The 15635-nt window shown below is 53.6% G+C and carries 13 protein-coding genes; 1 reads left to right on the forward strand and 12 read right to left on the reverse strand.

All coding sequences use genetic code 11. From position 1 onward, the window contains the following. Window positions 1–20: 20 nt before the first annotated feature. From BUB69_RS03545 to BUB69_RS03570, 6 genes are all read right to left on the reverse strand, one after another. A complete protein-coding gene (locus tag BUB69_RS03545; RefSeq protein WP_073162415.1) occupies window positions 21–773 on the reverse strand; it encodes an SDR family oxidoreductase in 753 nt (250 codons plus the stop codon). Next, window positions 770–2548 (reverse strand): acetolactate synthase catalytic subunit, encoded by a 1779-nt coding sequence (locus BUB69_RS03550; RefSeq protein ID WP_073162418.1) that lies wholly within the window; start codon window positions 2546–2548, stop codon window positions 770–772. Before BUB69_RS03550 ends, BUB69_RS03545 begins: the two co-directional genes overlap by 4 nt. A gap of 186 nt (window positions 2549–2734) precedes the next feature. After that, entirely contained in the window at window positions 2735–4075 is a 1341-nt protein-coding gene (locus BUB69_RS03555) for an MFS transporter (RefSeq protein WP_073162420.1), read from the reverse strand. 49 nt (window positions 4076–4124) lie between these two features. Continuing rightward, on the reverse strand, window positions 4125–5399 hold the full coding sequence (locus BUB69_RS03560; RefSeq protein WP_084537040.1) for an OprD family porin: 1275 nt from the start codon (window positions 5397–5399) through the stop codon (window positions 4125–4127). Between the two features lie 74 nt (window positions 5400–5473). After that, complete coding sequence (locus BUB69_RS29460; protein ID WP_017138676.1) at window positions 5474–5974, reverse strand: flavin reductase family protein; 501 nt, start codon at window positions 5972–5974, stop codon at window positions 5474–5476. Window positions 5975–6059: 85 nt separating this feature from the next. Next, entirely contained in the window at window positions 6060–7526 is a 1467-nt protein-coding gene (locus BUB69_RS03570) for a 4-hydroxyphenylacetate 3-hydroxylase family protein (protein ID WP_073162425.1), read from the reverse strand. Between the two features lie 450 nt (window positions 7527–7976). Between BUB69_RS03570 and BUB69_RS03575 the strand changes: the two genes are divergently transcribed. Next, entirely contained in the window at window positions 7977–8654 is a 678-nt protein-coding gene (locus tag BUB69_RS03575) for a GntR family transcriptional regulator (RefSeq protein WP_073162427.1), read from the forward strand. Window positions 8655–8672: 18 nt separating this feature from the next. Here the strand turns inward: BUB69_RS03575 and BUB69_RS03580 are convergent, their stop codons facing one another. From BUB69_RS03580 to BUB69_RS03605, 6 genes are all read right to left on the reverse strand, one after another. Next, window positions 8673–9479 carry a SphA family protein gene (locus tag BUB69_RS03580; protein ID WP_245825254.1) on the reverse strand — a complete coding sequence of 269 codons (807 nt, stop codon included), beginning with the start codon at window positions 9477–9479 and terminating at the stop codon, window positions 8673–8675. A gap of 158 nt (window positions 9480–9637) precedes the next feature. Continuing rightward, window positions 9638–10153 (reverse strand): cupin domain-containing protein, encoded by a 516-nt coding sequence (locus tag BUB69_RS29075; RefSeq protein ID WP_245825255.1) that lies wholly within the window; start codon window positions 10151–10153, stop codon window positions 9638–9640. Window positions 10154–10224: 71 nt separating this feature from the next. After that, window positions 10225–11337 (reverse strand): alcohol dehydrogenase catalytic domain-containing protein, encoded by a 1113-nt coding sequence (locus tag BUB69_RS03590; protein WP_175561646.1) that lies wholly within the window; start codon window positions 11335–11337, stop codon window positions 10225–10227. A gap of 430 nt (window positions 11338–11767) precedes the next feature. Continuing rightward, window positions 11768–13135, reverse strand: a complete 1368-nt coding sequence (locus tag BUB69_RS03595; RefSeq protein WP_084537041.1) for a glutamine synthetase family protein — start codon at window positions 13133–13135, stop codon at window positions 11768–11770. Window positions 13136–13205: 70 nt separating this feature from the next. Next, window positions 13206–14606: an aspartate aminotransferase family protein gene (locus BUB69_RS03600; protein ID WP_073162434.1), complete on the reverse strand. Its 1401-nt coding sequence runs from the start codon at window positions 14604–14606 to the stop codon at window positions 13206–13208. A 183-nt stretch (window positions 14607–14789) separates the two neighbouring features. Next, the gene (locus BUB69_RS03605) at window positions 14790–15575 is read right to left on the reverse strand and encodes an SDR family NAD(P)-dependent oxidoreductase (protein WP_073162437.1); all 786 of its coding nucleotides are present in this window, start codon (window positions 15573–15575) and stop codon (window positions 14790–14792) included. Between the last annotated feature and the right edge of the window lie 60 nt (window positions 15576–15635).

The raw sequence follows: 15635 nt of genomic DNA on the forward strand, positions 1-15635 counted from the left end.
ACACAATCCATCAAGTTCACTTAGAGCTGCGGGGCGCCATATGCCCCGTTCCAAACGGGTGAAATCACCAACTCGTTAACACAGACATGGCGCGGCATATTGGCGACAAACCTAACGGCAGCGGCGATATCCTCAGGTTTGAGCATCTTCGACAAAGCGGCCTCGGTGGGTGGCACTTTGCGGCGCGACATGGCAGGTGTTGCGACCTCCGCAGGAGACAGCGCACAGGCTCGGATACCGTGTTGGTATTCAGAAGCATTGAGGCTTGTAGTCAATGCGATCACCGCGGCCTTGGCCGCGCTATAGGACGGCCCTGGCTTAGCCGATACAAACCGACCGGCCCACGAGGCGATGTTGATTACCAACCCGCTCTTAAGCGCTCGCATCGATGGGAGCACCGCGTCGATCGTGTAGTAGACGCCGTTCAAATTGATCTGCGTGACCTGATCGAAATCTGAACTAGAGAGCTCTCCCCATGCGCGAGCCGCCACGTTCATCCCAGCATTCGCCACTAGGATACTTACCGGCCCGTAGTCAGATTCGATTTGGGCTACAGCACTACGAACCGCATCGAAAGATGTCACATCAACGCTTACAGCAGCAGCGTTCGGACTTAGGGTGTGCAAGCGTTCTAGCGCTTGCGCAAGCGCAGCTTCACCCCTGGCAGAAATCACAACAAAATGCCCGTCTTGTACAAGTGCTTCCGCTATTGCAAGACCGATTCCGCTCGACGCCCCCGTTACCCAGCAAACAGTTCGATTCGTGCTGCTCATGACACACCCCCGACTTCCAGGAACTCATCGCTTCCTGGATTCACGTCACCGCAGAAAAGCGAGAGCGGCGGGAACGCGTGGGGATCAATCATGACGTCCAGCAAAGCAGGAACACCGGCGGCGAGTGCTCGCTCCAATGCACCCGCCATTTCGGCAGGATCACTTACAGTTTCGGCCCAGCAGCCAACAGCCCGAGCAATACCCGCATGGTCTACCGCCTGGAATCTGCAGGCAGTACTGTGCACACCGTAATGCACATGCTCGGCATGAAGCTCATAGCCCAGAATGCTGTTATTCAAAACAATGAGAACCACAGGAATATTCATGCGCCGCGCTGTTTCAAGCTCCGACCAGCAGTGACCGAACCCACCATCGCCCTCAAGGGCGATCACTCGTGCATTGGGATGTGCCACCTTGGCACCCAGCGCCATTGGATAACCCCAGCCCAAACCTGCGAGCCCTCGTGGAGTCAGAAAGCGAGATCCCGCACGGCGGGACGTGAGGAAGCTAGTGACCCAGTTGGTGGAGTAACTCGCATCTGCCACCACGATGTCATCTGGGCGCAGAATCTTGTCCAGTTCGGCCATCAGCGCCTCCGGTCGAAGCGCCCCACTGCGACCACTACCTATTGCAACACGTGCTTCTCGCACACGCGGTCGAGCAGCTTCAATTTCCGCTTTGACCGCTGCAGTCCGTTCAGCGCCATGACTAAAGTCATGCGAGGCCAATGCCTGGATGAGCGAATCAACGGTGAGTCGCGCGTCGCCCAGTAAGCGCACGGAATCATAGTTGCGCCCGATTTCCATCGGGTCGATATCGATATGGACGATCGTCGCGCCGTTTGGAACAATTTTCCAAGTATCCGTCCCATTCTGATTGGTACGAGTACCTACCAGCAGAACCAGATCGGCGTCAGCCAGATGGTGGCCGAGCTCATGACCTGGTGTGCCAGGCCCCATGCAGTTGCCAAAGACGCCCAGAGACAGCGGGCCGGTTTCGTCGGCTGTCCCCTTACCCATATTGGTTGTAGCAACGGGGATACCGCACAGCTCGCTCAAGCGATTGATGCTAGCCGTAGCTCCAGAGAGATGCACACCGCCACCGGCTACGATAATCGGTCGCTTGGCGCCTGCGATCAGCTTTGCAACGTGCTGCACAGCCTCCGGCGATGGAGCGAAGCGATCCAGTGGGAAATGCCCAAGATTGGAGGTGCGCGCCGGACTGGATGTAGCAGGCTTGCGCAGCAAATCCATTGGCAAAATAAGCACAGCAGGTCCTGGTCGGCCGCTGGATGCAGCAGTGAAGGCTTGGTCAATGTAATCGTCCAGTCGGCTGACCTCTGTCAGACGTCTAACCCATTTTGCACAAGACTGAAAAAGGGTGAGGTGGTCAAACTCTTGAAACGCGTTGCGGTCAGTCATGCCCATAGGCACGTCTTGAACGATCGCCACCATTGGAACTGATGCCTTCAATGCTTCCGCCAATGGCGCGACCAAGAGGGTCGCTGCCGGACCATTTTGTGCAGCCACTACACCCACTTTGCCACTCACACGAGCATAGGCATCAGCCATTGCACCGCCTGCGTTTTCGGTACGGTAGCCAACCTGACGGATACCATATTCATGAGCAATAACGAAGAAAGCGGCAGGAATGGCTTGACCGAACACATGAGTGACATCGTGACGGCGCAGTGCAGCGGCAAGGACGTGAGCGGCAGTGGTGTTGGATTCTGTTGCGGCAGCTTGAGACTTATCCGCTTCTTGGGATTGTTTCACTTCGACCTCCTGAGTGCATTGCCCTAAGGCATTTGTGCGGTCCGCGTAGACGAACCTTTTTATTGGAATGCTAGCATGCAAGCTAAGCTTATACGGTTAGCGAGTCAATGCTTGGTACGTGCTAATAACTGAATACATCGCCGCCAAAACCATCGAATTGTTAGATATATACTCCCGGTGTGACTATCAAACAGCAGAAGGCGAGTCGATAGATTTCTTGACCGTTACCACTGCCGGGGACAGTGCAAATAGCGTGAGCACCGCGCCGGTCAGCCCCAACATCGCGATGCCGATAATTCCAAGGTTCAAGCTCCCGGTTACCGTCTTGATGTAGCCCAGAACCGGAGGACTAACGAAGCCTGCGACGTTACCCAGCGTGCTGATGAATGCGATCCCCAATGGGGCCGATTTACGATCCAGATATCCAGGCGGTAGTGACCAAATCAAAGGCCCGCTCGCCCCCGTGCCGAAACTCGCCACGGTGAAGAAGAACAGCATCCAGGGAAGCGTTTGAGCGATGGTTCCTGCCACTAAACCAAAGCTGATCAAACCAAAGCAAAACACGAGATGCCACCGTCGCTCACGTAACACGTCTGAGCTCCAGCTTAGTGCGATAGCCCCCACAAATCCGAAAAGCAGGGGAATCGCAGACAGGAAACCGACATCCACAAGGGAGTTCACACCAGAGTCCTTAACGATCGTGGGAAGCCAAAAAAACAACAGGTAGTTGCTGCATGCCGCGGTAAAGAACAGGTAAGCCACTAAATAGTTAACGGGGTTACAAAGAATGTTCCTCATAACGCCCTTGGAGTGCTGCTCCTCAGGGATTTCGTCCTTTGCCAGGTCTTCCTTCACCAGTCGTTTTTCATCATCCGTCAACCAGGTCGCGTCGTCGGGGCGATCACGCAGTACGAAAAAACATAGGATACCCAGCAAGCAAGCCGGCGCACCTTCGACGACGAACACCCATTTCCATCCTGATAGCCCTCCCACCCCGTCCATATAAGTGATGATCCAACCGCTTAATGGAGACGCAATAGAGCCAGCTACTGCGTTGGCAACAAAAATAACTGCCGTGACACGAGCCCTCATAGATGAAGGAAACCAGAACGTCAGATAGAGAATGATGCCGGGTAGAAAGCCCGCCTCAAAAGCTCCCAGCAGCAGACGCAGGGTGATGAGGTGAGAAACGCTGGTAACAAATGCAGTGGCGACCGTCGCTAGCCCCCACAAGAACATGATGCGCAAAAAAGTCCGTCTGGCGCCCCATCGAGCTAACAGTGCATTACTCGGCATTTCACACAATGCATAGGTAATGAAGAAAGCACCGGCTGCAATCCCGAACCACGTAGCATTGATGCCAAGCTCCTCACTCATCTGCAGCTTGGTGAAGCCTAGATTGATTCGATCAATGAAGGCCACGCCGTAGCAGATAAACAAGAAAGGTATTATGCGCCACCAAATTTTGCGGTAAGCGGTTTTGCGCTTGATCGCTATTTCAAGCTGCAGCTCAGTTGACACGGTCATAACCTTCTCCACTTATTATTTTTAAATTGGGCTGGTACAGGTCGCGCTGCTACCAAAGGCTCATCGTGTAATCGATATTGATTCGCGTTTCATTGTCATCGCGCACGCTGGCGGCGCTAGAGAAGTCATTTCGGTATAGAGAGTGCCTTGCACGCACACTTACGCCCTTTAGGCTGCCTTGAAACGCGTAGCTGAGTTCAAGGTATCGCTCACTTTCAGTAAGACCTTGACCACCGAGAGTGGGCAGCTCGATATTGGAGCCCTTGATGTATCGAGTGGTTGCTTTGAGACCCGGCATGCCGAATGAGGCGAAGTCATAGCTGTAAAGCGCCTGCCAAGAGCGTTCTTTGGGGTTGAGGAACTCAGAACTAAGAAACCCCTCACTTACAACCAGCGGCTCAGTACCCGCCAGATAGGGCATCGCGGTATCACCATTAAGTTGCATGTATCCAGCACCGAAGCTTTGCGCACCGTAGGTATACGTGAACATGATCCCGGTATTCGTATTATCGACCTTACCTGCGCGCCCCTGGCCGCTTTCATCAGTCTGGTAAAACCGAAAATCCGTTTTCAACTTGCCCCCGCCGACTTGCCAAAAATGCTCAAACCCGAGGTAGTTTTTCTGGTAGATATCCTCCAGGTCGGCATAGAAATACTTCAAGTTCAGCGCAGGGGTGATTTGGTAGTCCCCCCCCATGAAAATGAACTTGTCTGACTCTGCGGTGGGTATGAAGCGGCGGTTCGGTGAAGCCACTGACATTTTCTGGTAGTCAGTTGAGTCCCGATAGTTGATGCGATCCAGATACCCTGCATGCAGACTAAATTTATCAATGTCGGTGGATCGGATGTAGGCCCCTCGGAATGTCTGAGGAAGAAGCCTTGTTGGGCTGGCGAAAGCAATGGGGAGAAACGTTGAGATTGAGCCTACCTGCAGCTCGGTCTTCGACACCTTTGCTTTAGCGGTAAGGCCTAACTCTGAATATTCGTCAGGCGCTCTGCGGGTGACCGCATCTCGAGGTAAAAGCCCGGTACCAGAACGATCAGGCGACGAGTCCAGTTTGATGCCCATCATTCCAACTGCATCAAGCCCGAAGCCAACGACGCCAGGCGTGAACCCAGAGGTAAATCTCATTATCCCCCCCTGCGCCCATTCCCGAGCGGCACTCTGTGGGGTTGTTCCTTTGTAATCTCGATCAAAATAGTAGTTACGCAGCGTAACTGTGGCTTTGCTATCTTCAAAAAATCCCTGTGCGCTGGCAATGCCGCAAATCGAAAATGCGATGGGTAACGATGTCCACCCAAGAACGTTTTTATAATTGTTCATCTGACGCCCTATCTTGTTTTTATATTATTCATCGTTTCAGAATTTTGGCACCCATACTGATTTCAACCGTAAGGCTACGCCTCCAATGGAATGTGCTTCCCCCTCCAATGCAGTAAAGGGCCTTTGTCGAAGACACGACTTCTGAGAACCCGACCAATGAAAATTGTGTGATCCCCGCCGACGACCATTTCTTCTACCTCGCACTCCAGCCACGCCAGACAGTTGTCTATGAGCGGTAAACCGTGTAGGCCAGATGTGGATGAGACCGTCGCAAAACGATCTATTGGCTTGCAGAAATTTCTCGAAACATCCTCTTGATCAGAGGCGAGAATATTTATCGCGAAATACTTCGACCTCTGAAACTTCTGGAATGAAAAGGACTCGGTCGTAATGCTCCATTGAATCAGTGGAGGATTAAGAGAAAGAGAGCAAAAAGAACTAGCGGTCATTCCATATGGTCGCCCCTGCTCATCAAGAACCGAAACTACAGTTATTCCCGTGACAAATTGACCCACAGCGCCTCGGAATTCAGTTGTACTAACTCCAGGCGCCACTCCGATATTGAGCTGCGTCATATCCGACCTCGTATAATAAAGTCTTGGATTTTAAGTAAGTAGCTAGCTGCGGACACTTTTGCGCCCGCTTACAGTGTCATCACAGTCACGAGGCCGATTCTGGATTGCCCGCCAACTGCAACGCTTGGTTCACCAGGCGAATAGGATTCGGATCCTTGGAGCTCAGGTAGTTCATGGCAAGGTTTCGTACAGGGTCGCCAGCGTAATAACGCTCGTACTGCACAAGCCTCTGACCGAACGCCTCCCCTGCGAGATCCCAGGCCAACTTAAATAGCTTCACGCGCTCCAGGGACGGCATGCCATCAGCGCCTTGGTAGTAAGCATGCAGATCATCTGCAATTTCCGGCGCCTGGAAGTCCGCAGCGCTCGGCATCAGCATGAAGCCACCTGCACCGATCGTTTGCAGCACCTCAATCACCCGCGGATAGGCAGTAGGCAGCATGGTTCGAATGGCCTGTAGTGGTGCGAGATTAGGCTGGAGTGTTCCACGAGACGTCCGCTGGGCCTCAACCTCTGCACGCACCAACGCACTCTTGACCTGCTCAATATAACCAAGGCATTCGCCCAACATTTGTTGAACGTGAAGGAATTGGTCAGCTTTGATGGAGCGCGCTACGGCCATCGCAAGCCCGACGGAAAACTGCATCTTAACCAATGCACGGGTATTGGTTTGATGTGCCGTGTGATTACGCACGCCGGTAGTGGCGTAGAGACGGTTAGAGAGCTCAACATTTCGGTAGCAGAAAACACGCCCCCAAGGCACAAACACATTGTTGAATACCAGCAGAGAATCGTTTTCTTCAAAGCGCGTTGAAAGCGGGTGATCGAAGCTCGTGCGCCCTTCAACATAGTAAGGGTCGCGACAGATTTGTCGAAGGCCCTCAATGTGGGTCGGCACCGCAAATACCAACGCATGATCTTCGTCACCTGCTTTGAAGGATGGCAGGTTGTACATAACCATTTCGTCTGACACCGGCCCCAGCGTGGCAATCATCCGGGCTCCGCTTACGTAGATGCCTTCAGCACTTTCGCGTACAACCCGAAGGTGCATGTTGCCCATTTGCGAAGACTGCTTAGAACGATCATTTTGCGGCGTAATCAGTGCATGACTTAAGAACAGATCATTGTCACGGATATATTCGTAGTAACGCTCGACGTTGTCAGCGTACTGCTGCCCACCCTCGGCGAAAGTATCGCGTGCCTCCCAGAACGCCAAGAGAGTAACGTTCATAAAATCAGGAGAGCGGCCCATTAGCCCAAAATTGGTTTCAGCCCACACTTTGTATGCTTCACGACGCTTAGTCAGATCCTCGACGTTTTGCGCAGGATGAAACGCCATCCCCGCACGTTGTCCGGTGGAGGGGACAACATAAGTCACCTTATCTTGAAGCTCGGGATCATGCTGCGTGTCGTAAAGCTCGGCTAATTGCTTGACTGCGCCGCGGAATGCAGGGTGGGTCGTAACATCACTTACTTGAACCCCATTCACCCACACGTCGCGACGATTCTCTTTAAGGCCAGCTATAAACTCTTTACCTGAACGAATACCCATTGGACTTTCCTTATTCTTATTAAGTCGAACGAAACTCTGCAAAAAAAGGCGGGCCTTTGTGCATACACGTTATTTAGAGACATTGGCGCGCAATTAACTTGACGTTCGGGACTGCCTTGAAGGAAGTGGGATTTGGATAAGCACGTTTACGTAAGCTTCGTGCTCAAAGGTGGGCGGCGATTGAGCCGTAGCTAGGGCAGCTATATGGGGCAGTCGCAAGGCATTTCTCATACCTGAATACTCCGCGTGGCAGTTCATCTGCTTTTATATTTCTTATTTGGCATGCTAGCATGCAAGCTGATGTTGTCAACCGATTTACGCTCAGTTACTCGACCGTTGCTCGCCACGAAAGCCGTCATGGATCTGCGTCCCTTGTAGATCAAGACTTTGCGCACTAAAGTGGACGAATGAGCATTCCCCCCTCGATTGCACCTCACCTACCGAAGACCTATGCACACGCCAAACAAAAAAGTCGCGATCTATCAAGAAATTTTGCAGCGCTTGCTCACCCGCCGTTATCGCTTTGGTGAAAAAATTTTCGTGAAGGAAATTGGTGAATCGACGGGAGTCAGTCGGCAGCCCATAATGACGGCATTGAACAGCCTGCAAGAGCGGGGATTTGTTCAAATCATTGCGCAGGTTGGCTGCCAGGTGGTGCAACCAAGCCCGGACGAGGTTGCTGATTTCTATCGAATGTTCGCCAATACCGAAGGCCTGATCGCAAGCCTTGCAGCAGAGCGCGGAACGCCTATGGAGGTCGCAAGGCTTCAAGAGTTAAATGAACAGATCGCACGGATCAACCCAGCCCACAGTGATGCCTCGGAGAGCTATAGAAACCTGAACGTTGATTTCCACCGGCTTCTCCATGCGATGGCACGCTCACCTATCGTGTCGACACGGCAGATGGCCAATTTCGAGTTGTCAGACTTTTTCATTGTTCAAAGTTGTGGCTTTCAGGCGCACCTCCATGACGTGACAGGCGAGCATGATGAGATAATTGCAGCATTGAGCACTCGCAACCACAAACACTGTAAAACGGCGGCGATGGCGCACATTGAGAGCGTATCAAGGCATGTTATCGAGGCAATGCAACGCCTGCACAGCGAGGAGATGGCTGCCACGGTGTGAGCCGTAGCAGCCTCATGCCTATAGTGGAAACGCAGCTTCCAGCCAGACTGAGTCACCCTGGGGACCATTTTTCACATTTGTTTCATGAAGCCATTTGAGCACCACACCGGTGTTCTGGTTGAATGAGTAAAACAGCTGAGGGCCCACACCCACCTTTCTCAGCCGATTGCCCCCAGGTAAGTTGTCGCCGCTGACATTGTCATCCGACATCTGCGTGGTGTAGTACCCAGCCAGACCAAACTGAAGTTTTGGCATAGAGGGAAAGCGATACCCCAATAAGTAGTCGACATTGAACACGTTGCCGGAGCGGTAGTCTGTATCCTTGTTTCGCTCATTGAATGAATAAGTGGGCGCCAGAGAAACTTCCCAGTCCGGATGTGGGAACCAGGTCAGCGCAAACTCTGAAATATAAGTTGTATAATTCGGCGTAGTGTTGGCCAAATCATTCTTGTCATAGCCTCCCAAGGGTTTAAAGACACTGACGCCGGCGAGCAGATGAAGATTAGGGGCCGGAGAGTAAAGCACGTTCAAAGGACTGATATAGGTCTGCCGCATCCCCGTTTTAGAATCAGACGCTCCTCCGGCCTTTATATTTACGTGCCCCCCAGTCCCAATAATTCCGCTTGTGAACCGAACACCTGATTCAGTTTGATAATCCCAGGTATGAACGAGGCGTATCGCCTGAATATAATTTTCCAAATTGAACCCTGGAACGCTGGAGCGTCCGGAGTTATCTTTGTAATTGCCAGCATGATAATAAACAGTATAACTATAGAACTCGGTTTCGCCTGGGCCCGGCATCAAAGCGGGTACAACGGTTTGCACACCCAACGGCCAGGTTGTATCACCCCGCTCCGTTGCTATGGCCAAATTCGCTGCGCAAGTAGCAGCCACAGATAAGCACAGACATGCATACGCTTTCATAGTCAATCTCACTTTTTTGTTATTGGATGTGGATTGTTCGGACTTCTAAACAGGAGTATTTATTGCTTATTGGTACCTACCAAGACAAACGCTAACGTAGCAGGCACATCACCTTGGTTTCTCCAGGCGTGAATATTCCCTTGTTGAATGATGACGTTATGCTTTTCTAGCTTTACTGTGACGCCATCGTCGAGCTCAAGCCAAATGGTACCTTCAAGCACGACGCCATAATCAACTGTCGGGGTTGAGTGCATTCCTGGTCGATCGGGATCAAAATGATCCACCATCCCTGTCAGATGCTCTTGTTGCTCGGCAAAAGCAGCCTGATGACTGAAATCCGGATGAGCAAAAATCGAGTCCGGAGGAAAGGTGACGATTTCAAGTCTCGTTTCCCCAGGCCCGGGAACAAACGAACTGCTCACCGAGATTGTTTCATCTCTACCACTAGAGAGTTGCTCTGATGTTGTCGTACCCCAAACCAAGGCGGTAGAAAAACCAGGTACATGTTCGTAGTCGTGAGAACGTGGTACCGGTCCATCATTCAGAACAACCGAACGGCCATCGACCGTTCCCACCACTAAACGCCTAATTGTCATAGATCACCTCTGAAATAAGACTGGCGCAGCTCGATGCCGCGCCAGTTCGATTAATGGCCTGGCGTTACAACAACGTTCGTGAAACCACCTTTACGGTTTTCCAAGGCGTCCAAAGCGTCATTCACTTCAGATAGCGGGAAAACCTCTTGATCAAATTTTGTCAAATCGAGCGTGCCGGCAGCCGCCATCTCCGCCATGTCCTGACCTTCTGCAACCGTGAACCATAGCGAACCGATGATGCTGATCTGGTAGCACATCAGCTGGAACATTGGCACGGGCAAGTCTTCAGACATGCCCCCAATGTCGACCATACGCCCTCCCCTACGGAGCGATTTGATCCCGTCGACGGTGATTTGATGGGGAGCTCCGGGGCCGACTGCATCGATGAAAACGTCGGCGCCCAGGCCTTGGGTATGCTCGCGAACCCATTCATCAACCGGCCGTTCTCCGAGAGAAAGTACGTGCACGCGAGACGGATCCAACTGACGGACTCTTTCGAGCAGTTCGCGGTTACGGGCCATGCCGAGCACTTTCGTTGCTCCCATAGCGAGCGCGAGCATCACAGCTCCAACCCCCAACGTTCCCGAAGCGCCATTGATCAAGACCGTCTGCCCAGAACCTACATTCGCTTTGCGCAATGCAGAGTAGGCAGTGCCGAGATAACCGAAACGACAGCCTTGTTCAAAACTGATGGATTCCGGGAGCTTCACGAGCCCGTTGACAGGCGCCGTCATGAACTCGCAGAAGCCACCATAAGGGTAATCTTCAAACACTCGTTGCGAGCCAGCACCGAAGCCAAAATATCCTTGGAAGGTGAATGCGGTGCAGTTGAGGTGCTGACCTCGCAGGCACGCGTGGCAAGACCCGCAGCTTCGGCCTGGGTTGACGTATACACGATCGCCCGGCTTAACCGCGTGCACTTGGCTACCTACTGCCTTGACTACCCCGGAGGCATCTAAGCCATAGATGGCTGGTAATTTAGGCAGGGGAAGGTAGGGGAACCACTCAGGATAACGCTCGATAACGTTACGCAGGTTAGGGACAACGTTGCAGGCTCTAACATGCACCAACACGTCCGTTGGCCCAATGGCAGGAATGTCGATTTCGTCGATCACAAAGGTCGGGCCGACATTGTGAAGTCGAGCTGCTTGCATTTTGCCCATGATTTTATCCTTATTAGGTGAGCACACACATGTACTCCTGCTAGCCACAGAAGGAGCTGTAGGTTGGTACGGAACTGATAAGAGTCGTTCGGAGACAAGCCCAGAGCACTAGGGCTGTTGATCTGGGGGGCGCATTCGCGCCTTGGGGATGGTTACTGCACAAGCCAATGGAACGTGGGTATACGTTTTCATTAGGGGCATCTTCAATTTGTTGTTATGCCCAAATACTGCACCTTTGAATGCTAGCATGCAAGATCAATTTGAGACTTTTCTCACCCCGTTCGTATGCGTGATTCGATCCGAGCCGCGGGCATACGACCTGCGGCTCATAATGATGAGTCACTGCCAAATGCGCAGGATGTGCTGTAGGGATCTTAGTTGTCAGCTAGTCTCCAGCAATCCATTTTAAGACGCGTTGACGGGCTACCATTTATGCGTGAGTGAGGTACCAGCGCCAGTCCTGCTCTCCGACCTCAGCATTGAATTGACGGAACTCGCGCCACTTGATCGCCAGGAACACCTTGAGGAATTCAGCGCCCAGCGCCTCGCGTGCCCAGGTCGAACGTTCCAGCGCCTGCAACGCTGTCAGCCAGTCGGTGGGTAGAAAATCGGTCGCCTGTTCATAGCCATTGCCCACAATCGCCGCACCGGGATCGCTTTGCTGAGTGATGCCGTAGTGGATGCTCGCAAGTACTGCCGCGGCGGCAAGATAGGGGTTGGCATCCGCACCGCAAATGCGGTGTTCGATGTGCCGACTTATCGCGGGGCCGCCGGGCACGCGCAATGACACCGTACGGTTGTTGACGCCCCAACTTTTGGCCAGCGGCGCGTAACTGCCGGTCTGGAACCTGCGATATGAGTTGGCATGGGGGCAAAATATCGCCAGCGAGTCAAACAGGGTTGCCATCATCCCGCCGATGGAGTGACGCAACAGCGGCGTGCCCTGTGGATCTTCGCTCGCATACAGATTGTTGCCCTGCTCGTCGGCCAGGCTGACGTGCAGATGCAGACCGCTACCGGCCTGATCGCTGAATGGCTTGGCCATGAAGCACGCTTGCAGCCCGTGTTTGTTGGCCACCCCTTTGACCAGGCGTTTGTAACGCACGCCTTCATCAATGGCCTGGAGTGCGTCGAAACGATGCTCCAGCGTCAACTCGAGCTGGCCCGGCGCATACTCGGAGATCGCCGTACGTACCGGCAGCCCTTGCAGCGCGCAGGCAGCATAGAGGTCATCAAGAAACGGTTGAACCTGCTCCAGTTCGTAGACGCCGTAAACCTGCGGAGCAACCGGACGTACGCCATTGGTTTGCGTCGCAGGCTGCGGGCGACCATTGATATCGCGCTTCTGGTCCAGCAGGTAAAACTCCAACTCAACGGCCATGACCGGATGGAATCCATCGGCTTTGAGCCGCTCGATGGTGTTCACCAGTACATGGCGCGGGTCGACGGGCGCGGCGGGAAGCCCTTGGGTCGGGTGCATGCTCACTTGCACTTGACCGGTAGGTTGAGTGCGCCAGGGTTGCAGGGTCAGGCTGCCCGGCAAGGGATAGGTCCAGCAATCAGCGTCAGCGACATCCCAGACCAGGCCAGTCTCGTCAACGTCCTCACCCTGCACAGTCAGGGCGAGAATGGAACTTGGCAGCGGCCGACCATTTTCGTAGATCGCCAGTAGCTCATCGCGATGCAACAGTTTGCCCCGTGGAACACCATTGGCATCAATAAGAAACAACTCGATGCTCAGCACTTCAGGGTGCGCGGCCAGATAATCTACGGCCTCTTTTTTATCAGCAAATTGCATGTCAAACCTCTTAGCGCTCATTAAGGCGCCTCGGCAGTACTTGAAAGAAGTGAAGTTTTCAAACGTGCAGTTATGATCTGGCGACCCGAGCCCCAGGCAGGGCAAGCAGCGTGGCTAACGCGTTATCCAACTCTCCGATCAGCCTGTCGACATCCGATGAACTGGTCTGTGGGCAGCACAGGGTCATGTTGTGAAAAGGCGTAATAAGGATGCCGCGATTGATGAGGTACAGGTGCAACGCCATCTGGAGGCTGTCATGAAAAGCCGCCTCGGCTTGCGCGCCTGTTCTTGGCGCAGTGGCACAGAATTGAAATTCACAGCGCGCACCCAACTCGGTTACCGACCAGTTCAGTTGATGCTGCTTGAACAAATACCGAAACCCCTCAGCCAGCCCTGATGCCAGGTGCAACATATGCTGGTAAGCCGACTCGGTCATGACTTCTTCGAGATTGGCCCGCATGCACCGCATCGCCAGCGCGTTGGCGGACAGCGTCGTCCCCATACCACTGTGGCCATGCCCGCCGCTCTCTTCGCTAATGGTCTTCTGCACACTCCTCATTGCTGACGCGACTTGCTCGGTCACGCCAAATACTGCGCAAGGCACACCACCGGCGATGGGTTTACCCACCACGAAAAAGTCGGGGTCCAGATCCCATTGACGCGTGCACCCGCCGATACCCGTGGAAATGGTGTGAGTCTCATCGATGATCAACAAACTGCCGTACTGGCGCGTTAGTTCGCGACACTTTTGCATAAACCCCGGATCAGGCAGGACCATGCCTATGTTCGTCATTGCCGGCTCGCACATCAGCGCGCATACATCGCCCTGGGCCAGAGCAGCCTCCAGTGCAGCAACATCATTGAAGGGGATGGATCGACTGTACTGGCTCAAGTCATAGGCCTGGCCCACAAGACCTGCACGGGGTACTGTTTTACCGTCGCGGTAGCGCACCATCACATCATCCACGGTACCGTGATAGCAGCCGTCAAACACCAGCAAGACGTTGCGTTTGGTAATCGCGCGCGCCCAGCGCAACACATAACGGTTGGCGTCCGTCGCAGTGGCGGTCACCTGCCAGTAAGGCAGCCCGAATCGCTCAGCCAGCAACTCGCCGCAGACCACCGCGTCTTCGCCAGGCAGCATCGTGGTCAAGCCATTATCCGCCTGCTCGGCTATGGCGCGGGCAACAGGATCAGGTGAATGGCCAAACATGGTGCCGGTGTCGCCCAGGCAAAAGTCTATGTATTCATGATCGTCAACATCCGTGAAGCGTGCACCTTTGGCACGCTTGACGAAGAGCGGCGAAGGCATGGACCAATCGCTCATCCAGTGCATGGGCACACCGTTGAACAGATTCGCCTTGGCGCGTTTGGCCAGCCCCATTGAAGTGGGGTTGTTTTCTATAAATCGGGCACGCTCGGCGACGGTAAAAGCAGCAATCGCTGATTCACTAATTCCACTTTTCGACATGATCAACACCCTATGTTAATTACAGAAATCAGTTAAAAACCCGTGCCGCTCAGAGAGGAACTGTCCAACACCGCGTTCATGCTTGTCGGCGCATGACGGTGCATTAATACGGTTCGGCGAACTTACTCATTCTTCGAAAACATCGCGCTTTTATGGCGCGCAGTGACAGCCCCGTTCTTGACGTCAGGCGTGAGGGGATTTGTTCTCGACCAGACAATTCCCGCCATCCACCACCAGGACTTCACCGGTGATGTAACTGGCGTCAGGCGACGCCAGAAATGCAACCGCCGCCGCCACTTCGCGGGGGCCGCCTGCTCGCCCAATCGGGGTAAAACGCCCCGCCTCTGTTTCGGCCGGCGTGGTGGAGCCGGTGGTGATCCATCCCGGAGCCACGCTGTTTACGGTAATTCCCTGTTTGGCGACTTCAAGTGCGAGCCCCATGTTCATACCCACCATCGCGGCCTTGGCGGCGCTATAAGCGGCTTCACCAGGATTGCTGCACCGGGTGCCCGTGGTGGAACTGATATTGACAATGCGCCCATAACCTCTCGCCTTCATGCCAGGCAAAACAGCGCGGGTCAGAAGAAAAGCTGTAGTTAAATTTCTGGCCAGTGAAAGATTCCACTCATGCAGTTCCATTGTTGCCAATTCCGAGAAAACCTCAGGGCTTCCTTGCATGGCCATACCGGCGTTATTCACCAGAATATCGACCCGCCCCCAGACTGACTCTGCCCATAGGCCGAATTCACGCACCTGACTTTCATCAGTGAGGTCAGCGGGTCGGCCTTCAACGTCGAACCCTTCAGCGCGCAGCTCTTTCACCCGATCCAGAATACGAGCGCTGCTCGCAGTGATGATCAACTTCACTCCGGATGCACCTAGCCTGCGAGCGATGGCCATTCCGATCCCGGCTTCACTTCCGGCACCGCTGACTAGTGCAACATGCCCTCTAAATTGCGTATCCAACATGGTGTGCCCACGTATTTAATTTGAAAGAGAGTAGAAACTAGGCGAATAAACCTGATACAT

This window comes from Pseudomonas asturiensis, from assembly GCF_900143095.1.
Classification (GTDB): domain Bacteria; phylum Pseudomonadota; class Gammaproteobacteria; order Pseudomonadales; family Pseudomonadaceae; genus Aquipseudomonas; species Aquipseudomonas asturiensis.

What these genes read in the sequence shown, in the direction of transcription:
- BUB69_RS03545 (WP_073162415.1), bottom strand. Translation starts at nt 773, where the DNA reads ATGAGCAGCACGAATCGAACTGTTTGCTGGGTAACGGGGGCGTCGAGC.
- BUB69_RS03555 (WP_073162420.1), bottom strand. Translation starts at nt 4,075, where the DNA reads ATGACCGTGTCAACTGAGCTGCAGCTTGAAATAGCGATCAAGCGCAAA.
- BUB69_RS03560 (WP_084537040.1), bottom strand. Translation starts at nt 5,399, where the DNA reads ATGAACAATTATAAAAACGTTCTTGGGTGGACATCGTTACCCATCGCA.
- BUB69_RS29460 (WP_017138676.1), bottom strand. Translation starts at nt 5,974, where the DNA reads ATGACGCAGCTCAATATCGGAGTGGCGCCTGGAGTTAGTACAACTGAA.
- BUB69_RS03570 (WP_073162425.1), bottom strand. Translation starts at nt 7,526, where the DNA reads ATGGGTATTCGTTCAGGTAAAGAGTTTATAGCTGGCCTTAAAGAGAAT.
- BUB69_RS03575 (WP_073162427.1), top strand. Translation starts at nt 7,977, where the DNA reads ATGCACACGCCAAACAAAAAAGTCGCGATCTATCAAGAAATTTTGCAG.
- BUB69_RS03590 (WP_175561646.1), bottom strand. Translation starts at nt 11,337, where the DNA reads ATGGGCAAAATGCAAGCAGCTCGACTTCACAATGTCGGCCCGACCTTT.
- BUB69_RS03595 (WP_084537041.1), bottom strand. Translation starts at nt 13,135, where the DNA reads ATGCAATTTGCTGATAAAAAAGAGGCCGTAGATTATCTGGCCGCGCAC.
- BUB69_RS03600 (WP_073162434.1), bottom strand. Translation starts at nt 14,606, where the DNA reads ATGTCGAAAAGTGGAATTAGTGAATCAGCGATTGCTGCTTTTACCGTC.
- BUB69_RS03605 (WP_073162437.1), bottom strand. Translation starts at nt 15,575, where the DNA reads ATGTTGGATACGCAATTTAGAGGGCATGTTGCACTAGTCAGCGGTGCC.